This is a genomic window from Burkholderia sp. Ax-1719 (assembly GCF_011753055.1).
Classification (GTDB): Bacteria; Pseudomonadota; Gammaproteobacteria; order Burkholderiales; family Burkholderiaceae; genus Paraburkholderia.
On sequence record NZ_VWWJ01000003.1, the window covers coordinates 267,061 to 287,006 of the forward strand.

Genomic DNA, 19,946 nt, shown 5'->3' on the forward strand with positions numbered 1-19,946 from the left:
GAATCTGGGTGCTGCGCGTGTACTGTGTATTGCGTTCGTGCGTTGGCGGGGTGCGGCGCTATGCGCTCACGAACTCGCCATGTTGAAGATCGAGTTCGGCCCGAGCGGCACCGTCCTCACGGGCTCCACCGTCGGCGACTCGGTGCGGCGGTCGCGCAGGACGGCGGGCGCTGCGCCTTCGCGGGCGCGCTGCTTGTCCACCAGGTCCTTGAGCGACACCGAATCGAGGTACTCGACCATCTTCTGGTTCAGCGTCGACCAGAGTTCGTGCGTCATACAGTGGCCGTCGTGCTGCTTGGTGCCTTCGCAGGCGCCCTTGCCGCCGCACTGGGTGGCGTCAAGCGGCTCGTCCACGGCAATGATGATGTCCGCGACCGTGACGTCCTCCGCGCGGCGCGCGAGGTTGTAGCCGCCGCCCGGCCCACGGACCGATTCGACGATTTCATGACGGCGCAGCTTGCCGAACAGCTGTTCGAGGTACGACAGCGAAATGTGCTGGCGCTGACTGATACCCGCAAGCGTCACCGGGCCCTGCTCCTGGCGCAGGGCCAGGTCGATCATCGCCGTGACGGCGAAACGGCCTTTAGTGGTGAGTCTCATGATGTAGGGGAACCGCAATTCTCGACAATTTTCGTCAAGTATAAATACATGACTAGTTTAGTCAAGTATCCGCGCCGCGATGCGGGTTATTACGCGTCTGACGAAAAGGGAAAACGACGCAAAAGAACCATCAGGGTGCGCCGTCACGTTCACTTCACGACCGCTTCAGTCCATCAGCTGCGGGCGCAGCGCCGCCAGCAACCCGCTGCAGGCGGCTTCACACTGATCCAGCACGGCTTCAAAACCTGCTTCGCCGCCAAAATAAGGGTCGGTTACTACACGTTCCGTCGCATTCGGCGCGAACTCCATCAGCAGCCGGATCTTGTCGCGCCCGGACGCCGGAGCGACCTGCTGGAGCGCGGTCACGTTGGCGTCGTCCATCGCGACGATCAGATCGAATGCGTCGAAGTCCCGAGCGGAGATCTGACGGGCGCGAAGCACCGCGAGTTCGTAACCACGCTTGCTGCCCGCACGCTGCGCGCGTTCATCGGGCGCTTCGCCGATATGCCAGTTGCCCGTGCCCGCCGAATCGACGCTCACGCGGCCCGCCAGCCCGGCGTCGTCGACAAGCTGCCGCATCACGGCCTCAGCCGTAGGCGAGCGACAGATGTTGCCGAGACACACGAAACAGACGGAAACCTTTTTCATCACCAAAAACCGGGGATTGGGCGAGCGGCGAGTCCGCAATTATACAAAGCGCACGATTTGCGCGCTTGGCATGACTCGACGCCGGGCATCGTCAAATTGCGCTCGTCTGCGGCAGGGGCGTTGCGCTACGCAGCGCCTTGACCGGCGCTTTCATTTCGGCGCTATCGTCAACCAGACCATATGACACGGCGCGCGCCAGTTCGGCGCTCACCTGGTCGGCGGCGAGGGGAAACTGCTGCTCGGCGGTATTCCACGCATGCATCCATGCGATTGCGGCAAGGGGCACGATCAGTGCCAGCGGCCAATACACCACTATTTTCTTTTTCATGATGCGACTCTCTATCGACTGTGGGGCGATGAGTTTGGGACGCACTATCGCCAGTCGAAATGATATAGAGGATCGCAATCAGGAAAAACCCGGGAAAGTCGAACACACTGTTGTCACAGATTAAACAGTGGCTCCAACGGGGTTGACGACGCCTGCGCGGAGGCGTCGCTTCGGGTCGATCAAGACGGCTTGCGCTTTTGAACGTTGTTGGCGTCCAGATGGGTGTGGCGCGCGGCGTAGAGCTCACGGAAGGTTCGGCCAACGGGCGCGGGCATATCGCGCCCATCGGTCCAGCCGCGCGCGAACGGCATCTTGCGGATCAGCCGCCCCGAGCCACCCATGCGCTCCAGTACGCGCACGCCGAGTTTAGTGAGCAGCGCGTACGCCGTGGGATGCAGCACCAGCCAGCCCCACGCAGCGAGCGCCGCGCGTTCGCGCCACGGGCGCAGGCGGCGCTCCGTCTGCTTTTCGCGCAATTTGCGCAGCAGGTCGGAAAGCGGAATGCCCACCGGGCACACGCTATTGCACTCGCCACACAGCGTGGCCGCCTGCGGCAGGTCGAGCGCCTTGTCGATACCGACGTAGCTTGGCGTGAGGACGGAACCCATCGGCCCGGGATAGACCCAGCCGTACGCGTGACCGCCCACCTTCTGATAGACCGGGCAGTGGTTCATGCACGCGCCGCAGCGTATACAGCGCAGCATCTCCTGGAACTCGCCGCCAATCAGACCGGTGCGCCCGCCATCGACGAGCACGACGTACATATGCTCGGGGCCGTCCTGGTCGCCTGCACCGCGCGGGCCGGTGAGCATCGAGAAATAGTTCGAAGTGGCCTGCCCCGTTGCCGAGCGCGGCAGCAGGCGCATGGCCGTGGCGAGGTCTTCGAGCGTCGGCAGGACTTTTTCGATTCCGGTGACGGCCACATGCACACGCGGCATCACGGTACACATGCCTTCGTTGCCCTCGTTCGTGACCAGCACGACCGAGCCGGTTTCCGCGACGAGGAAATTGCCGCCCGTCACACCCATATCCGCCGACAGAAAATGGGGTCGCAATACTTCGCGCGCCTCGCGCGTCATGTCGGGAATCTCTGTCAGACGCGGCTTGTCATGAGTGCGGGCGAAGAGATCGGCGATCTCATCCTTATCCTTGTGAACGACGGGCGCGATGATGTGGCTAGGCGGCTCGTTGTTGTTGATCTGCAGGATGTACTCGCCCAGATCGGTTTCGATGGACTGCACGCCCATCTCCGCGAGCACGCTGTTGAGCTGCATCTCCTCGGACACCATCGACTTGGTCTTGATGACCTTCCGGACGTCGTGGCGGCGGGCAATGTCGGCCACGAGTTTTGCCGCGTCGCGCGCGGTTTCGGCAAACAGCACCGTCACGCCACGCCGGGTGGCTTCGGCCTCGAATTGCTCGATCCAGACGTCGAGATTCTCGAGCGCGCGATTGCGGCGCTCCTTGAGCGCGGCGCGCGTGGCCTCGAAGTCGATCGCCGTGATCGCCTCGGCGCGCGCGCTCACGAACTTGGTCGAGAGCTTCTTGAGGTTGTGCTGAAGACGTTGGTCAGCCAGCTTCTGGCCGGCGCGCGCCTTGAACTGCATCGAGGTGACTTGCATGGCGGATGGGCTTGGGTTTCGTGGACGTTGGCTTGAACGAAGACGTTAAACGTCCCCGGCGAGCACCTGCGCGATGTGCAGCACGCGCGTGCTGTGATCACCGGTACGGCGCAAGCGCCCTTCGATGTTCAGCATGCAGCCCAGGTCGCCAAGCACCACCGTGCCTGCCCCGCTCGCCTGCACGTTCATGCATTTTTCATCGGCGATGGCGGTGGAGATCGCGCCGTATTTGACCGCGAACGTGCCGCCAAACCCACAGCAATGCTCGCAGTCTTTCATCTCCTGGACCTGCACGCCGCGCTGCGCCAGAAGCTCGCGGGGCTGCGCCTTGACGCCCAGTTCGCGCAAGCCCGAGCAGGAATCGTGATACGTGACCGGCCCCCGAAATTCGCCTTCAGGCAACGTCACCTGCGCGACGTTGAGGAGGAAATCCGTGAGTTCGTACACGCGTTCGCGCAACTTGCCGTAACGCGCCATGAGTTCGGGATCGTCGCGGAACAGATCGCCGAAATGCACGCGGATCATGCCGCCGCACGAGCCCGACGGCACCACCACGTAGTCGAACTGCTCGAATTCGCGCAGCGTCTTTTCCGCGAGATCGCGCGCCAGCGCGCGCTCGCCCGAGTTGTAGGCCGGCTGACCGCAGCAGGTTTGCGCGGGCGGCACGATCACTTCGTAGCCGGCCTCTTCCAGCAGCTTGAGCGTGGAAAAGCCGACTTCCGGACGCATCGTATCGATGAGACAGGTGACGAACAGACCGACTCGCATGGGAAATCCTCCTGAAAACCGTCCCCGATTATCCGACGTTTCGCCTTCCCGACCAATGGCGGACTGACCCGGGCGGGGCTTGCCGCAATGCAACAACCGCTTTCCGCTAGACGCTTACTTTTTTCACAATACGAGATACAATGAATTTCTGCTTGCCGCACCCACCCCGCGTCACACGAATCTGTATCCGGAATACGCCCCCATGACCGACACCAATCCAGATCCGAAGACCTCGATTCAGGTGATCGAGCGCATGATGCGCCTCCTCGATGCGCTCGCCGCACATACCGACCCGGTCAGCCTGAAAGAACTTGCGCAGCGCACGGAACTGCATCCGTCCACCGCGCACCGCATCCTCAACGACATGGTGAGCTGCCGCCTGGTCGACCGCTCGGACCCCGGCACCTATCGCCTGGGCATGCGGCTGCTGGAACTTGGCAACCTTGTGAAGGCGCGCCTTTCGGTGCGCGACGCGGCGCTCTCGCCCATGCGTGAACTACACCGCCTTACGGGTCAAACGGTGAATCTCTCCGTACGCCAGGGCGACGAGATCGTGTATATCGAGCGCGCGTATTCGGAGCGCTCGGGCATGCAGGTGGTGCGCGCCATTGGTGGTCGCGCGCCGCTGCATCTGACCTCCGTTGGCAAGCTCTTTCTGGCCGCCGACGAAGCAACGCGCGTGCGTGCCTACGCCACACGTACCGGCCTGTCTGGCCATACGCGCAACAGCATTACCGATCTCAGCCGCCTTGAGCGCGAACTCGCGCACGTGCGCCAGGAGTCCTGCGCGCGCGATAACGAAGAGCTCGAACTGGGCGTGCGCTGTATCGCAGCGGGTATCTATGACGATACCGGCAAGCTGGTGGCAGGCCTCTCGCTCTCGGCTCCCGCGGACCGCCTGCAGGATTCGTGGCTGGGGCAACTGAGCAAGACCGCCCTCACGATTTCCGAATCGCTCGGCTATCACGCCGAACCGGCTGAAGGTCACGTGCAGCCGGCCTGAAGCGTTTTGCACCAACCTCGCGCCAACCTCGCGTCACGCCGCAGTCAACCTCAAGCCCCCTCAAGTAACCAGCTCCGCCAACTGACGCTTGACGCGCGCATCGACCTCGCGCGCGTCTTTCGCCAGATTGACCTGCTTCGCGGTGCAAGCCGTATCGAGTAAAGCCGTGTCGATGCTGTAGCCCTCGCGCGCACTCAGCCACGTGAGGATATCGCCGAGATGCCAGAGCGACGGGCTACCCTCATGCACCGGCTGCGGGAAATCGGCAAAGTGCGCGAGCATCAGCTTGCGCATGTTCTGCCGCGACATGCCGGTCAGATCCGCCACGTCAGTCAACCCAACGAAATCCGGCGCCGCTTCAACGAGGCGCGCCGACGGCACCGCCTCCTTTACATTCTGCAACGCTGTGTAGATCGCGGCCCACGCGCTTTCGCTTTCACGCGCGAATGCCAGTGCGATGCGCCCCGGCATCCCTACGCCGATGGTTGCGTCGTCGCAGCCGGCCTGCGCAAGCCGCTCGATCAGTTGTTCCTCGTCGCAGTCGTCAGGTGCAAGTTGATACTTGAGCGTGAATACGTAATTCATGTGTCACTCCTGCTGTATTGCGGCTGTGGTGCGGCCGGCGTAGTGATGCGCGACGCCGTGCAGTTGTCGACCACGCGCGTCAACAGATGCGCGTGATTGCCTGCATTGCGCGGGGTGCTCCAGATGCTCGTGATACAGAATTCCCCGCACCGGCAATCGGTCTGGTTCGCCGGACAGTACATCCTTCCCCATGCATGTCCGTGACCTTTACCTGGTCGTACTAACCAACCTTTGGATTCGGCGTAAATCAGCGCAGCCTCGATCTCTTTCTTTGAATGCGATCGTCTCATTGGCAAACCCAGTGTATGCGTCGCCCCATAGGTTGTCAATTGACAACCATCAAACCGCGATTGAGTTCTGGGCGAACGATTCGCGGCACCCGGTCGGGCGTCGCGTAGCAAACCACTGGAAAGTCTGCCGATACGATCACGCTTCAAACAGCTAGCCGAATGGCCAGGCAGCCGCACTTTTCGACCGCGGAAAAACAAACGCCCCGCAAGAGCGGGGCGTTCGAAAACCAGATAATGACGGCTGGCGCGGCCGGGTGGATCAGGTGCCTGCGCCGCCCGCGTCCGCGCTCGTAATGTGCGGCTGCTGGTCTGCGCCGCCGTTGTCGAGCCACGTGCGCACACGGGTCGCATCGGCGAAGCGCGAGTATTTGCCACTCGAATCCAGCAGCACCATGATGACCGGACGGCCATGGATGGTCGACTGCATGACGAGGCATTCGCCCGCTTCGTTGATGAAGCCGGTCTTTTGCAGGCCGATGTCCCACGACGAATTGCGCACCAGCGCATTCGTGCTGTTGTAGGCGAGCGTGCGCTTGCCGGTGTACACGTCGTAGCTATGATCGGTCGAGAACTGGCGGATCATCGGGTACTGGTACGCCGCATTCACCATCTTCACGAGATCGCGCGCGGTCGACACGTTATGGCTCGTCAGACCCGTCGAATTCTCGAAGTGCGTATCGCTCATGCCGAGCTGCTTGGCCTTCGCGTTCATCGCCGCGATAAAGGCCGGACGACCGCCCGGGTAGTAACGCGAGAGCGCGGCGGCAGCACGGTTTTCCGATGCCATCAACGCGATGTGCAGCATGTCTTCACGCGAGAGCACCGAGCCGACCGACAGGCGCGAGCCCGTGTTCTTCTCGTAGTCGCGGTCTTCGTCGGTGACTTCGATCTGCTCGGTGAGCGGCGCCTTCGAGTCGAGCACGACCATCGCGGTCATGAGTTTCGAGATCGAGGCGATCGGCACCACGGCATGCGAATTTTTATCGAAGAGCGGTTCGAGCGAGTTCTGGTCGACCACATAGGCCACGCCCGAGCGCAGCATCAGCGAATCCGGCGTCTCGTGCAGGCCGAACGCCTGACCGACGGTCGGCTGACGCGGCTCGAACGCGACACGGCGCACGGCCGTGTGGTGACGGCCATTCATCGTGTAGCTGACGCGGCGTTTTTTCGCCGTCGGACGCGCATCGTCGTCCTTTGCCGCGACGGTACGGGTGGCACCCGCCTTCTTCGCGACCTTCGCAGGCGCGGCGTCGACTTTCTTGGTGGCCTTCTTGGCCTTCGCCGTTTTAGCGGCGGCAGTGTTCTGCGACGCAGCAAAAGCGCCTTCGGGCGCTAGCAGCGTCGCACTGATGGCCACGGAAACAGCCACCGACAGCGCGGTGCTGACAACCGATGAGGGCACCAGTTTGAACGACAGGAGCTTGTCGGATTTCATTGGTGTTCTGGATGAAGCGGCGGGATCGTTCGCCAAGTGTAGTAAAACCACGAAAAATTCGCAAATTGAAGCACTTATGGCTACTCCTTAAACCGAAATCTGGTTTCTGATTGAGCAGACCAATGTACTTCACGCATTCGATGGAGTCAGACAATCGACCGGACGGCCCCACCCTGCCGCGCCATGTGCCAACAACTGACAGACAACGTTTGCTGCCTGCGCTGATGTTGCCTACACATTAACGGCGCGCGTCATGGATAACTTTATGTGGGATAAATACCGAGGTCTTGCTCTGACATCCGTGCCGCCGAACTGCGCGACGCGCGGTTCGACTGCAATAACGCCTTAACGTTCCATGTAGGAATCCGGTGGACGCACCTCAGTGCATTCCCTGATAGACCTGCATCGGAACCGCCCGGCACATGCAAAATAACGCCACATTGCGCCGTCAGACTCAATCTTGCCAGAACCAGCGCGCATATGCGCATCCTTATCAGGCAAGGGATCGCGGAAATCCGTCGATGGACGCTATGCCGCAGCTCAGCGCAAATAGTCTTCGCACCCCCATGCCCCTCGCATAAGTGTTTGTTTAACAATACTTTAATGAGATTGTGCGCCGCATCAAAAGTCCTTGACATTCGTTTCAGCCGACCTAAAATCAGGTTCAATGTTGCGACGCACAAAGCGTCGGGCAGATCACCAGCGTCTTGCCACTTACTCCAGGCGACCCACCCTACGAGGCCGCCAACCATCCAGGAGCGTAAACATGAGTCTGCTGACCCCTGAGCAATTCGTCGCCGCACACAAAGCCAACCTCGAAACCCTGTTCGGTCTGACCGGCAAGGCTTTCGAAGGCGTGGAAAAGCTCGTCGAATTGAACCTTCAGGCCGTTCGCTCGAATCTGGCGGAATCGCAGGAACAGGCGCAGCGTGCACTGTCGGCGAAGGATGCGCAGGAATTCTTCGCGCTGCAGTCGAGCTACGCCCAGCCGCTCGCCGAAAAGGTCCTCTCGTACGGCCGCCACGTTTATGAAATCGCTTCGGCTACGCAAGCCGAATTCGCGAAGGTTGCCGAAGCCCACTACCAGGAACAGAACCTCAAGGTGCAATCGCTCGTCGACAACGTCGCGAAGAACGCACCGGCCGGTTCGGAAACCGCTGTCGCCGTGATCAAGTCGGCCATCAACGCCGCCAACACCACGTACGAAACGGTTCACAAGGCCACGAAGCAAGCCGTCGAAATGGCCGAAAGCAACTTCAACGCCGCTACGGCCGCTGCCAGCAAGGCTGCTGCCCAGGCATCGCGTTCGGCCTCGGCTGCCGCTGCTGCCGCCAAGAAGCCGGCCTGAGTTTTCGGCTGTAAAGCATTGCGCTAAAGGGGCGCATCGCGAAGTTCCGGGCCTGCCTTGAACCTCGCCCGCGCCTCGCGCCGGATCTGACGCTCCGACATGCCGCCCGGCATGTCGCTTGCCCGGTCGCCGGCGACCGGGAATCTTTTTTACGCTCCGGCGCCTCTCGCACTCTCCCGGTCCGCACGGCATACCGTGTGAACCAAAAGAAAACGGCGCACTCCTCGCGGAGTGCGCCGTTTTTACATTCACACGCGCCGCCGGAGCGGCGCGAGGCGAATTTACTTCTTCTTTTGCGGCGGCAGGTCGGTACACACGCCTTCGTACAGCTCGGCGGCCATACCCACCGATTCGCCCAGCGTCGGGTGCGGGTGAATCGTCTTGCCGATGTCGGTCGCGTCCGCGCCCATTTCCACGGCCAGGCACACTTCGCTGATCAGATCGCCAGCGTTCAGACCGACGATACCGCCGCCGATCACGCGATGCGTCTCTTCGTCGAAGATCAGCTTGGTGAAGCCTTCGTCGCGGCCATTGGCGATCGCGCGGCCCGAAGCGGCCCACGGGAACACGGCCTTGCCGTACTTGATGCCTTCGGCCTTGCACTGCTCTTCAGTCTTGCCGGCCCAGGCCACTTCCGGATCGGTGTAGGCCACCGACGGAATCTGCAGCGCGTCGAAGTACGCCTTCTCGCCGTGCGCCGCTTCTGCTGCCACGTGGCCTTCATGCACGGCCTTGTGCGCGAGCATCGGCTGGCCGACCACATCGCCGATTGCGAAGATGTGCGGCACATTGGTGCGCAGCTGCTTGTCGACTTCGATGAAGCCGCGATCCGTCACCGCCACGCCAGCCTTGTCCGCGCCGATCTTCTTGCCGTTGGGCGAGCGGCCCACGGCGACCAGCACGAGGTCGTAGCGCTGCGCTTCGGCCGGAGCCTTTTCGCCTTCGAACGTGACGTAGATGCCGTCTTCCTTCGCTTCGGCCTTGGTGGTCTTGGTCTTGAGCATGACGTTCGCGAAGCGCTTCGCGTTGTACTTTTCCCAGACCTTGACCAGATCGCGGTCAGCGCCGGCCATCAGGCCGTCGAGCATTTCCACGACATCGATCTGCGCGCCGAGCGTCGAATAGACCGTCGCCATTTCCAGGCCGATAATGCCGCCGCCGATCACCAGCATCTTCTGCGGGATCTGACGCAGTTCAAGCGCGCCGGTCGAATCGACCACACGCGGATCTTCCGGCATGAACGGCAGCTTCACGGCCTGCGAACCGGCCGCGATGATCGCCTGCTTGAACTTGACGATCTTCTTGCCGTTTTCGCCCACCACTTCCATGTGGTGCGGGTCGATGAACGAACCGAGGCCCGTCACGACTTCGACCTTGCGCGCCTTGGCCATGCCAGCGAGACCGCCGGTGAGCTTCTTGACGACGCCCGACTTGAAGTCGCGCAGCTTGTCGAGATCGATCTGCGGCTTGCCGAACGAGATGCCGTGCGATTCGAGCGCAGCGGCTTCGTCGATCACCAGCGCCGTGTGCAGCAGCGCCTTCGACGGGATGCAGCCCACGTTCAGACACACGCCGCCGAGCGTCGCATAACGCTCGACCAGCACGGTCTTCATGCCGAGGTCGGCGGAACGGAACGCCGCCGAGTAGCCGCCAGGGCCTGCGCCGAGCACGAGCATGTCGCATTCGACGTCGGCGCTGCCGCTGAAGCTGCCGGCTTGCGGTGCGGGTGCTGCGGCCTTCGGTGCTTCGGCAGCCTTGGGCGCTTCGGCCTTCGGTGCAGCAGCGGGAGCCGGCGCAGCCGCGCCTTCCGACACTTCGACGATCGCAACGACCGTGCCTTGCGACGCCTTGTCGCCAGCCTTGATCTTCACTTCCTTGACCGTGCCCGCGACTTCGCTGGGCACTTCCATCGTGGCCTTGTCCGACTCGAGCGAGAGCAGCGACTGCTCTTTCTCGATCACGTCGCCCGGCTTGATGTTGACTTCGATGACGTCGATGTCCTTGAAGTCGCCGATATCCGGCACTTTCACTTCGACGAGACTCATGGTGTCCCCTTCAGGAACGACCGGCCGCGCCCGCCGCAGCGCACTCCCGAAGGAGCGGTGCGGCAAGGCGAGCCGGTCGAAGCGGTTTTACAGGATCACGCGGCGGAAGTCGCCGAGGATCGAGCCGAGGTACGCGTTGAAGCGCGCGGCAGCGGCGCCGTCGATCACGCGGTGGTCGTACGAGAGCGAGAGCGGCAGCGTGAGGCGCGGCACGAACTGCTTGCCGTCCCACACCGGCTTCATGGCGCTCTTCGACAGGCCGAGAATCGCCACTTCCGGAGCGTTGATGATCGGCGTGAAATGCGTGCCGCCGATACCGCCGAGCGACGAGATCGAGAAGCAGCCGCCTTGCATCTGGTCCGGCTTGAGCTTGCCGTCGCGGGCGAGCTTCGACAGTTCGGCCATTTCCTTGGCGATGTCGACGAGACCCTTCTTGTCGGCGTCGCGGATCACCGGAACGACCAGGCCGTTAGGCGTGTCGGCAGCAAAACCGATGTGGTAGTACTGCTTGAACACGAGGTTGTCGCCGTCCAGGCTCGCGTTGAACGCCGGGAACTTCTTGAGCGCGGCGACGCAGGCCTTGATGACGAACGCGAGCATCGTGAACTTGACGCCGGCCTTCTCGTTTTCCTTGTTCAGCTGCACGCGCAGCGCTTCGAGGTCGGTGATGTCCGCTTCATCGTTGTTCGTGACGTGCGGGATCATGACCCAGTTGCGATGCAGGTTCGCGCCCGAAATCTTCTTGATGCGCGACAGCGGTTGCGTGTCGATCGGACCGAACTTCGTGAAGTCGACCTTCGGCCACGGCAGCAGGTTCAGACCCGCGCCACCGCCGGCAGCCGGTGCGGCAGCAGCAGCCGGAGCGGCCAGCGCGCCCGTCATCACGCCCTTCACGAACGCGGTGATGTCGTCTTGCGTAATGCGGCCCTTCGGACCCGTACCCGAAACGCGACCCACGTCGACGCCCAGATCGCGTGCGAACTTGCGCACCGACGGCGAAGCGTGGCTCGGACGGCGCGAACCGCCTTCGCCTGCCGGGATGATCGGCGCTTGCGCCAGTGCCGACGGAGCGGCCGGTGCGGCCTTGGCGGGTGCAGCCTGCGGTGCGTCGGACGGCTGTTCGGCCGGTGCCTTCGCAGCCGGAGCGGGCGCGGCAGCAGGAGCGCCTTCGGCTTCCACGACGATGATTTCCGCGCCTTCCGACACGTTGTCACCGACCTTGACGAGGATCGACTTGACGATACCCGCGACCGGGCTCGGCACATCCATCGTGGCCTTGTCCGATTCGAGCGTGACGAGCGACTGTTCCTTCTCGACACGGTCGCCCACCTTCACGCCGATTTCGATAACCGGAACGTCCTTGTAGTCGCCGATATCCGGGACCTTGACGGTCTGCACGCCACCCGAGGCAGATGCGGCAGCGGGAGCGGCAGCCGCCGGTGCAGGCGCAGCCGCTTGTGCGGGCGCAGCAGCCGGAGCGGCCTTCTCTTCCTTCGCGGCCGGTGCGGCAGCCGGTGCAGCGGCCGCGCCGCCTTCCAGCACGAGGACGAGCACGCCTTCCGAGACGTTGTCGCCGACCTTGACCTTCACTTCCTTGACCGTACCCGCTGCCGGGCTCGGCACGTCCATCGTCGCCTTGTCCGACTCCAGCGTGATGAGCGATTGCTCTTTCTCGACGGTGTCACCCGCCTTCACCAGCACCTCGATCACAGGAATGTCCGTGTAATCGCCGATGTCCGGCACCTTGACTTCGATCGCTTGACTCATTGTTAGTGTCTCCGGGGCCGCATAAGAACGCCTCCCCGCTTCGGGGAGGCGTTCTTGCGATGCACAGGGGGTGATGCGTTAGACGGTCATCGGGTTGGGTTTCGACGGATCGAGGTTGTACTTGGCGAGTGCTTCGCCGACAACCTTGCGATCGATCTTGCCTTCGTCAGCGAGCGCGTTGAGCGCTGCAACCGTCGTCCAGTAACGATCGACTTCGAAGAAGTGACGCAGCTTTTCACGCGTGTCCGAACGGCCGAAACCGTCGGTGCCCAGCACCACGAACTTGCGCGGCACCAGACCGCGGATCTGGTCGACCAGTGCGCGGATGTAGTCGGTCGATGCAATGATCGGACCTTCCGTGCCCTTGAGCAGCTTCTCGACGTGCGATTCGCGGCGCGGCTCGCTCGGGTGCAGCAGGTTCCAGCGCTCGACTTCGTGGCCTTCGCGGGCCAGTTCGGTGAAGCTCGGCACGCTCCAGAGGTCGGACTCGACGCCCCAGTCGTTTTTGAGCAGGTCGGCGGCAGCGATGACTTCGTTGAAGATCGTGCCGGCGCCCAGCAGCTGAACGCGCGGGCCCTTGGCCTTGGCGTCGCCCTTACGGAACGCGTACATGCCCTTGATGATGTCGGCGGCAACTGCGTCACCCTGCGGAATCGCCGGGTGCTCGTAGTTCTCGTTCATCACGGTGATGTAATAGAACACGTCTTCCTGGTCCTGCACCATACGGCGCAGACCGTCCTGCATGATGACGGCGAGTTCGTAACCGAACGTCGGGTCATAGCTCACGCAGTTCGGCACCGATGCGGCCCACAGGAGCGAGTGACCGTCTTCGTGCTGCAGGCCTTCGCCGTTCAGCGTCGTACGACCGGCCGTGCCGCCCAGCAGGAAGCCGCGCGAACGCATGTCGCCAGCGGCCCACACCAGGTCGCCGATACGCTGCATGCCGAACATCGAATAGAAGATGTAGAACGGGATCATCGTCTCGCCGTGCGTCGAGTACGACGTCGCGGCGGCGATCCAGTCCGACATACCGCCGGCTTCGTTGATGCCTTCCTGCAGGATCTGACCGCTTTCCGATTCCTTGTAGAACATCAGCTGGTCGGAATCTTCCGGCACGTACTTCTGGCCTTGCTGATTCCAGATACCGATCTGGCGGAACAGACCTTCCATACCGAAGGTACGCGATTCGTCCGGCACGATCGGCACGACGCGCTTGCCGATTGCCTTGTCCTTCAACAGGATGTTGAGGATACGCACGAACGCCATCGTCGTGGAGATCTCGCGGCCTTCGCCCGTGCCCTTGAGCAGCGGCTCGAATGCGTCGAGCGCCGGCACCGGCAGCGACTCGGCCTTCTGGCGGCGAGCCGGCAGGTAACCGCCGAGGTCCATGCGCTTCTGGCGCATGTATTCGAGTTCCTTCGAGCCTTCCTCGAACTTCAGGTACGGCACGTCGACGATCTGCTCGTCCGTGATCGGCAGGCGGAACTGGTCGCGGAACTTCTTGAGCTGATCCACCTGCATCTTCTTCTGCTGGTGGGTGATGTTCATGGCCTGGCCGGCTTCGCCCATGCCATAGCCCTTGATCGTCTTCGCGAGGATGACGGTCGGCTGGCCCTTCGAGTTCGATGCTTCGTGGAACGCCGCGTAGATCTTGTGCGGATCGTGACCGCCGCGGTTCAGGTTCCAGATGTCGTCATCGGACCAGTCGGCGACCAGCGCCTTGAGTTCCGGCGTATTGAAGAAGTGTTCGCGAACATACGCGCCCGACTCCGACTTGTACGTCTGGTACTCGCCGTCGACGACTTCCATCATGCGGCGCATCAGTGCGCCCGACTTGTCGCGTGCGAACAGCGCGTCCCAGCGCGAACCCCAGATGACCTTGATGACGTTCCAGCCGGCGCCACGGAACTCGCTTTCGAGTTCCTGGATGATCTTGCCGTTGCCGCGCACCGGGCCGTCCAGACGCTGCAGATTGCAGTTGATGACGAACACGAGGTTGTCCAGACGCTCGCGGCCGGCCATGCCGATCGCGCCGAGCGATTCCGGCTCATCCGTTTCGCCGTCGCCGAGGAAGGCCCAGACCTTGCGGCCTTCGGTCTTCACGATGCCGCGCGCCTGCATGTACTTCATGAAGCGGGCCTGGTAGATCGCCATGATCGGGCCGAGACCCATCGAGACGGTCGGGAACTGCCAGAAGTCCGGCATCAGCCACGGGTGCGGATACGACGAGATGCCCTCGCCGCCCACTTCCTGACGGAAGTTGTCGAGCTGGTTTTCCGACAGACGGCCGAGCAGGAACGCGCGCGAGTAGACGCCCGGCGACGAGTGGCCCTGCACGAAAATCAGGTCGCCACCGTGTTCCGGCGACGGTGCGTGCCAGAAGTGGTTGTAGCCGACGTCATACAGCGTAGCCGCCGACGCGAACGACGCGATATGGCCGCCCACGTTGGTGTGCTTGCCCGCGCGCAGGACCATCGCCATGGCGTTCCAGCGCGTGTACGAGCGGATGCGGTGTTCGATGTCCTGGTCGCCCGGGTTCTTCGCCTGGGCCACGACCGGAATCGTGTTGATGTACGGGGTGTTGGCCGAGAACGGCAGATGTTCGCCATGCACGCGGGCGAATTCGATCTGCTTCTCGATCAGGTAGTGAGCGCGGTCGGGGCCAACGGTCGAGATGACGCCGTCGAGCGCCTCCAGCCATTCGGCGGTTTCCTGGGGATCTTCGTCCTTGTCAGCGGCAACGTACTTCAGGACTTCGTCGGGTACAGCGGACATGCTCGTCTCCTGGATGTAAGGGGAACGCTGTTGATCGGACCATGCGGGCAGCGACGCTTGTAGACGTGACCAGGCCGACCGCAGCAGCTTTGCGGGCGATTGTAATGACGGCCTCCGCCATCGCGCAAGGAAATTTTCGAATTGCGGGATGACATTTTATAATGCGAAAAATTGTTGCAGCGCACGCTGAATCGTTCGCGCCCTTGTGCCGATGTCGGCCAGTTTGAACCCGTTTATCGGCGATTTATCGCTTTTTTCGCGGCATTTCCGTGTCTTACGCTGAGCTACAATCCTTGCCATGTTGACCGAACGGCTTTTCGCACGCTCGGCGCGGCCGCCCGGTTCGCCCGGCGACACGTCGCCGTCCCGCTGGCACCACGGACCGTGGTGGTCGAATTCCTATTTGCTGACGCCTCTCCTGTCGATCCTGGTGTTCCTGATCGTCATGAGCCTGATCTTGTGGAGCCTGAACCGCCGCGAGCAGCAACAGCAGGAAGACACGCTCTACCGCAACGTCGCGTGGGCCCAGCAACAGATCCGCCTCTCCATGACAGGCGCGCAGGAGCAATTGCAGGCGCTCTCGCGCGATCTGGCCACCGGCCATTCCGACCCGCAGTATTTCCAGACGTCCACCACGGACATCATGCAGGGTCATCCGGAAATCCTTTACCTGAACTGGTACACCAGCCAGCAGGAGCCGCGCTGGCCCAATACGGCCATGCCGGTGTTCGGCCAGCGCCTGGCCAAGCCCAACGACTCGCAGATGGACGAGGCCGTGAAAGCCGCCTTCGCCGAAGCCCGCTCGTCGCGCCGCCAGGTGTATTCGCCGCTCATTTACGACGACGTCGGCAACGGCTACATCACGCTCCAGACGCCGGTATACCGCGATCGGGAATTTCTTGGCACGATCGCGGCCGTCTTCTCGGTCGAAGGCATCCTGAAGCACGACATCCCGCCCGAGCTGTCGGCCAAGTACAAGATTTCGATCCTCGACGCGAACAACCGCGAACTCGCCACCACCTCGACGCGCCCGCGCCTGCCGCGCGACGTCTACTACGACCTGCCGCTCGATCCCCCGGGCCAGGGCGTATCGGTGCGCGTGTATTCGTATCCGCAGATGACCAACTTCACGAACAACACGCTCGTGTGGCTGGTCGCGGGGCTGTCGTGCTTCGTGCTGTGGAGCCTCTGGAGTCTGTGGAAACACACGCGCCAGCGCTTCGAGGCGCAGCAGGCGCTGTATGCGGAAGCGTTCTTCCGCCGCGCGATGGAAAACTCGGTTTTGATCGGCATGCGCGTGCTCGACATGCATGGCCGGATTACGCACGTCAACCCGGCGTTTTGTCGCATGACGGGCTGGGATGAAAGCGATCTGGTGGGCAAGAACGCGCCCTTCCCGTACTGGCCGCGCGACGCCTATCCGGAAATGCAGCGCCAGCTCGACATGACGCTGCGCGGCAAGGCGCCCTCGTCCGGATTCGAGCTGCGCGTGCGCCGCAAGGACGGCTCGCAGTTCCATGCGCGCCTGTACGTGTCGCCGCTGATCGACAGTTCGGGCCGCCAGACTGGCTGGATGTCGTCGATGACCGACATCACGGAACCCAAGCGCGCACGCGAGGAACTCGCCGCCGCGCACGAGCGCTTCACCACCGTGCTGGAAAGCCTGGACGCCGCCGTGTCCGTGCTGGCCGCCGACGAAGCCGAGCTGCTGTTCGCCAACCGCTACTACCGCCACCTGTTCGGCATCCGTCCGGACGGCCATCTGGAACTGGCGGGCGGCGGCGGTTTCGATTCGGCCAGCGCCTCGTCGGATTCCATCGACATGGTGGACGCCTTCGCCGGCCTGCCCGCCACTGCACTCACGGAAAGCACGGCGGACGCGCAGGAAATCTACGTCGAAAGCATCCAGAAGTGGTTCGAAGTGCGCCGCCAGTACATCCAGTGGGTGGACGGCCATCTGGCGCAGATGCAGATCGCCACCGATATCACCACGCGCAAGCAGGCCCAGGAACTCGCCCGCCAGCAGGACGAAAAGCTGCAGTTCACCAGCCGCCTGATGACGATGGGCGAAATGGCCTCGTCGCTCGCGCATGAGCTGAACCAGCCGCTCGCCGCGATCAACAACTACGCTTCGGGTACGGTCGCACTGGTTAAATCGGGCCGCGGCGCGCCGGAAAACCTGTTGCCCGCGCTCGAAAAAACCGCGCAGCAGGCCGTGCGCGCAGGCATGATCATCAAGCGCATCCGCGAATTCGTGAAGCGCTCCGAACCCAAGCGCCAGGCCGCGCGTGTCGCCGACATCGTCGCCGACGCCGTGGGTCTGGCCGAAATCGAAGCGCGCAAGCGCCGCATCCGCATCGTGACCGACATGCGCTCGCGCATGCCCGTGATCTATGTCGATCCGGTGCTGATCGAGCAGGTGCTGGTCAATCTGCTGAAAAACGGCGCCGAGGCCATGGCCGAAGCGCGTCCGAATGCCGTTGATCCGGTGATCCGCGTGATCGTGAAGCGGGAAGGCGGCAACGTCTGCATCAGCGTGGTGGACCAGGGCCCGGGCGTGGACGAAGCCACGGCCGAGCGCCTGTTCGAACCGTTCTACAGCACCAAGTCCGACGGTATGGGCATGGGGCTGAATATTTGCCGCTCGATTATCGAATCGCATCGCGGGCGTCTCTGGGTGGTCAATAACATTGAAGCTGACGGCCACATCAGCGGCGCCACGTTCCATTGCAGTCTGCCAATCGGACAGTCGGATAATCCTTCGAGGGATGGAACCGACGAACCGACTCCACAAACCGTTACGGGAGAGCCATGAACAGCCCAGTCACCACCCAGGAAACTGTCTTTGTCGTCGACGACGATGAGGCCGTACGAGACTCCCTGCGCTGGCTGCTCGAAGCGAACGGCTACCGCGTTCAGTGCTTCACGAGCGCCGAGGAATTCCTCGACGCTTACCAGCCTGCGCAGCAAGCCGGCCAGATCGCCTGTCTGATTCTGGACGTGCGTATGCAGGGCATGAGCGGGCTTGAACTGCAGGAACGCCTGATCGCCGAAAACGCCTCGCTGCCGATCATCTTCGTGACCGGCCACGGCGACGTGCCGATGGCCGTGTCGACCATGAAGAAGGGCGCGATGGACTTCATCGAAAAGCCGTTCGACGAAGCCGAACTGCGCAAGCTGGTCGAGCGCATGCTGGAAAAGGCGCGCAGCGAAAGCACCAACGTGCAGCAGCAGCGTGCCGCCGCCGAGCGTCTGGGCAAGCTCACGGCGCGCGAGCATCAGGTGCTGGAGCGCATCATCGCGGGCCGCCTGAACAAGCAGATCGCCGACGACCTGGGCATCAGCATCAAGACCGTGGAAGCGCACCGCGCCAACATCATGGAAAAGCTCAACGTGAACACGGTCGCCGACCTGCTCCGTCTCGCGCTGTCCAACAAGCCGCAGCAGGCGCAACAGCCGCAGCAGCAGTAACTCTCCAGTACCGAGGTTCGCGGCGGCTTCAGCCAGACCGCGACCCCGTCCCCTGCATCGCGGCGCGCTCCGTTTCAAGCGGAGCGGCCGCGCTAGCGACTTCCCGCCTCGCATTCCTGTCCCATCCGGCCACCGATCGGTCCAGCCGCGACAAGTCACGCCCGTCTGACAGGTATAATGTCGGCCTTCGCAGCAGCGCCCGCTGCGCGCCGCATGCGCGCAAACGCCCCCTGCCGGGCGCGCTCCCCCCGCTTTGCCACACTCGATTCTCGACCGACCATGACTGCCACTATCATCGACGGCAACGCCCTCTCCAAGAAACTGCGCGCCGATGTCGCCACGCGCGCCGCCGCCCTCACCGCTCGCGGCCATCAGCCGGGCCTCGCGGTCGTGCTGGTCGGCGACAATCCGGCCAGCGAAGTCTACGTGCGCAACAAGATCAAGGCGTGCGAGGACAACGGCCTGCATTCGTCTTACGACCGCTATCCGGCCGAACTGTCGGAAGCCGATCTGCTCAAGCGCATCGACGAACTGAACAACGACCCGAAGATCAATGGCATCCTCGTGCAGTTGCCGCTGCCCAAGCACATCGACAGCCACAAGGTGATCGAAGCCATCGCGCCCGAAAAGGACGTGGACGGCTTCCACGTCGCCAACGCTGGCGCGCTGATGACCGGCCAGGCGCTGTTCCGCCCCTGCACGCCCTACGGCGTGATGAAGATGTTCGAGGAGTACAACATTCCCCTCGAAGGCGCGAACGCCGTGGTGATCGGCCGCTCGAACATCGTCGGCAAGCCGATGGCGCTGCTGCTGCTCGAAAAGGGCGCGACGGTCACGATCTGCCACAGCAAGACCGTCGATCTCGCGAAGCACACGCGTGACGCCGACATCGTCGTGGCCGCCGTAGGCAAGCGCAACGTGCTGACCGCCGACATGATCAAGCCGGGCGCCACTGTGATCGACGTGGGCATGAACCGCGACGACAACGGCAAGCTGTGCGGCGACGTCGATTTCGCGGGCCTGAAGGACAAGGCTGGCTTCATTACGCCGGTGCCGGGCGGCGTCGGTCCGATGACGATCACCATGCTGCTCGTCAACACCATCGAAGCGGCGGAGCGTGCGGCTGGCGTGTAAGCCTGGCGCTTCACACCTCCGCAGTCACGAAGCGGCCCCATGCGGGCCGCTTTGCTTTTTGGGGCGCGTGAAGCGAAGCACGCTTGAGCGTCGATTGCGCCGCCTGGCCCCGACTTCTGTTAATTTG

16 protein-coding genes are annotated in these 19,946 nt (G+C 62.9%); 5 read left to right on the forward strand and 11 right to left on the reverse strand.

Translation table 11 applies throughout. The annotated features are described in order from the left end of the window. Positions 1-66: 66 nt before the first annotated feature. From iscR to F3J17_RS08695, 5 genes are all read right to left on the reverse strand, one after another. On the reverse strand, positions 67-600 hold the full coding sequence (gene iscR / locus F3J17_RS08675) for a Fe-S cluster assembly transcriptional regulator IscR (protein WP_167056168.1): 534 nt from the start codon (positions 598-600) through the stop codon (positions 67-69). A gap of 165 nt (positions 601-765) precedes the next feature. Continuing rightward, positions 766-1,248, reverse strand: coding sequence for a low molecular weight protein-tyrosine-phosphatase (locus F3J17_RS08680; protein WP_167056171.1), 483 nt, complete (start codon positions 1,246-1,248; stop codon positions 766-768). A 91-nt stretch (positions 1,249-1,339) separates the two neighbouring features. Then, a complete protein-coding gene (locus F3J17_RS08685; protein ID WP_167056174.1) occupies positions 1,340-1,576 on the reverse strand; it encodes a hypothetical protein in 237 nt (78 codons plus the stop codon). 179 nt (positions 1,577-1,755) lie between these two features. Then, a complete protein-coding gene (locus tag F3J17_RS08690) occupies positions 1,756-3,198 on the reverse strand; it encodes a lactate utilization protein B (protein WP_167056177.1) in 1,443 nt (480 codons plus the stop codon). A gap of 45 nt (positions 3,199-3,243) precedes the next feature. Beyond that, positions 3,244-3,966 (reverse strand): (Fe-S)-binding protein, encoded by a 723-nt coding sequence (locus F3J17_RS08695; RefSeq protein ID WP_167056181.1) that lies wholly within the window; start codon positions 3,964-3,966, stop codon positions 3,244-3,246. Positions 3,967-4,168: 202 nt separating this feature from the next. Between F3J17_RS08695 and F3J17_RS08700 the strand changes: the two genes are divergently transcribed. Continuing rightward, the gene (locus tag F3J17_RS08700; protein ID WP_027814948.1) at positions 4,169-4,969 is read left to right on the forward strand and encodes an IclR family transcriptional regulator; all 801 of its coding nucleotides are present in this window, start codon (positions 4,169-4,171) and stop codon (positions 4,967-4,969) included. A gap of 60 nt (positions 4,970-5,029) precedes the next feature. On the opposite strand, the gene F3J17_RS08705 is transcribed toward F3J17_RS08700, so the two are convergent. From F3J17_RS08705 to pbpG, 3 genes are all read right to left on the reverse strand, one after another. Then, complete coding sequence (locus tag F3J17_RS08705; protein WP_167056184.1) at positions 5,030-5,554, reverse strand: DNA-binding protein; 525 nt, start codon at positions 5,552-5,554, stop codon at positions 5,030-5,032. Continuing rightward, positions 5,551-5,844, reverse strand: coding sequence for a hypothetical protein (locus F3J17_RS36200; protein WP_167056186.1), 294 nt, complete (start codon positions 5,842-5,844; stop codon positions 5,551-5,553). Before F3J17_RS36200 ends, F3J17_RS08705 begins: the two co-directional genes overlap by 4 nt. Positions 5,845-6,103: 259 nt before the next feature. Continuing rightward, complete coding sequence (pbpG, locus tag F3J17_RS08715) at positions 6,104-7,279, reverse strand: D-alanyl-D-alanine endopeptidase (RefSeq protein WP_167056189.1); 1,176 nt, start codon at positions 7,277-7,279, stop codon at positions 6,104-6,106. Between the two features lie 766 nt (positions 7,280-8,045). Between pbpG and F3J17_RS08720 the strand changes: the two genes are divergently transcribed. Then, on the forward strand, positions 8,046-8,627 hold the full coding sequence (locus F3J17_RS08720; protein WP_167056192.1) for a phasin family protein: 582 nt from the start codon (positions 8,046-8,048) through the stop codon (positions 8,625-8,627). A 281-nt stretch (positions 8,628-8,908) separates the two neighbouring features. Here F3J17_RS08720 and lpdA read toward each other — a convergent pair whose 3' ends face one another. From lpdA to aceE, 3 genes are all read right to left on the reverse strand, one after another. After that, entirely contained in the window at positions 8,909-10,672 is a 1,764-nt protein-coding gene (gene lpdA, locus F3J17_RS08725) for a dihydrolipoyl dehydrogenase (protein WP_167056195.1), read from the reverse strand. Between the two features lie 87 nt (positions 10,673-10,759). After that, the gene (gene aceF / locus F3J17_RS08730; protein WP_167056198.1) at positions 10,760-12,439 is read right to left on the reverse strand and encodes a dihydrolipoyllysine-residue acetyltransferase; all 1,680 of its coding nucleotides are present in this window, start codon (positions 12,437-12,439) and stop codon (positions 10,760-10,762) included. Between the two features lie 78 nt (positions 12,440-12,517). After that, complete coding sequence (gene aceE, locus F3J17_RS08735) at positions 12,518-15,214, reverse strand: pyruvate dehydrogenase (acetyl-transferring), homodimeric type (RefSeq protein ID WP_167056201.1); 2,697 nt, start codon at positions 15,212-15,214, stop codon at positions 12,518-12,520. Between the two features lie 298 nt (positions 15,215-15,512). Between aceE and fixL the strand changes: the two genes are divergently transcribed. The 3 genes from fixL to folD all read left to right on the forward strand — a co-directional run bounded on the left by fixL (position 15,513) and on the right by folD (position 19,819). Then, a complete protein-coding gene (gene fixL / locus F3J17_RS08740) occupies positions 15,513-18,029 on the forward strand; it encodes an oxygen sensor histidine kinase FixL (RefSeq protein WP_167056204.1) in 2,517 nt (838 codons plus the stop codon). Then, positions 18,026-18,685: an oxygen response regulator transcription factor FixJ gene (fixJ, locus tag F3J17_RS08745; protein ID WP_167056207.1), complete on the forward strand. Its 660-nt coding sequence runs from the start codon at positions 18,026-18,028 to the stop codon at positions 18,683-18,685. The genes fixL and fixJ overlap by 4 nt, the downstream gene beginning before the upstream one ends. Before the next feature lie 279 nt (positions 18,686-18,964). Further along, entirely contained in the window at positions 18,965-19,819 is an 855-nt protein-coding gene (folD, locus tag F3J17_RS08750; protein WP_167056210.1) for a bifunctional methylenetetrahydrofolate dehydrogenase/methenyltetrahydrofolate cyclohydrolase FolD, read from the forward strand. Positions 19,820-19,946 lie beyond the last annotated feature (127 nt).

What these genes read in the sequence shown, in the direction of transcription:
- F3J17_RS08695 (WP_167056181.1), bottom strand. Translation starts at nt 3,966, where the DNA reads ATGCGAGTCGGTCTGTTCGTCACCTGTCTCATCGATACGATGCGTCCG.
- pbpG (WP_167056189.1), bottom strand. Translation starts at nt 7,279, where the DNA reads ATGAAATCCGACAAGCTCCTGTCGTTCAAACTGGTGCCCTCATCGGTT.
- F3J17_RS08685 (WP_167056174.1), bottom strand. Translation starts at nt 1,576, where the DNA reads ATGAAAAAGAAAATAGTGGTGTATTGGCCGCTGGCACTGATCGTGCCC.
- F3J17_RS08705 (WP_167056184.1), bottom strand. Translation starts at nt 5,554, where the DNA reads ATGAATTACGTATTCACGCTCAAGTATCAACTTGCACCTGACGACTGC.
- aceF (WP_167056198.1), bottom strand. Translation starts at nt 12,439, where the DNA reads ATGAGTCAAGCGATCGAAGTCAAGGTGCCGGACATCGGCGATTACACG.
- lpdA (WP_167056195.1), bottom strand. Translation starts at nt 10,672, where the DNA reads ATGAGTCTCGTCGAAGTGAAAGTGCCGGATATCGGCGACTTCAAGGAC.
- F3J17_RS08680 (WP_167056171.1), bottom strand. Translation starts at nt 1,248, where the DNA reads ATGAAAAAGGTTTCCGTCTGTTTCGTGTGTCTCGGCAACATCTGTCGC.
- F3J17_RS08700 (WP_027814948.1), top strand. Translation starts at nt 4,169, where the DNA reads ATGACCGACACCAATCCAGATCCGAAGACCTCGATTCAGGTGATCGAG.
- F3J17_RS08690 (WP_167056177.1), bottom strand. Translation starts at nt 3,198, where the DNA reads ATGCAAGTCACCTCGATGCAGTTCAAGGCGCGCGCCGGCCAGAAGCTG.
- F3J17_RS08720 (WP_167056192.1), top strand. Translation starts at nt 8,046, where the DNA reads ATGAGTCTGCTGACCCCTGAGCAATTCGTCGCCGCACACAAAGCCAAC.
- folD (WP_167056210.1), top strand. Translation starts at nt 18,965, where the DNA reads ATGACTGCCACTATCATCGACGGCAACGCCCTCTCCAAGAAACTGCGC.
- fixJ (WP_167056207.1), top strand. Translation starts at nt 18,026, where the DNA reads ATGAACAGCCCAGTCACCACCCAGGAAACTGTCTTTGTCGTCGACGAC.
- aceE (WP_167056201.1), bottom strand. Translation starts at nt 15,214, where the DNA reads ATGTCCGCTGTACCCGACGAAGTCCTGAAGTACGTTGCCGCTGACAAG.
- F3J17_RS36200 (WP_167056186.1), bottom strand. Translation starts at nt 5,844, where the DNA reads ATGAGACGATCGCATTCAAAGAAAGAGATCGAGGCTGCGCTGATTTAC.
- fixL (WP_167056204.1), top strand. Translation starts at nt 15,513, where the DNA reads ATGTTGACCGAACGGCTTTTCGCACGCTCGGCGCGGCCGCCCGGTTCG.
- iscR (WP_167056168.1), bottom strand. Translation starts at nt 600, where the DNA reads ATGAGACTCACCACTAAAGGCCGTTTCGCCGTCACGGCGATGATCGAC.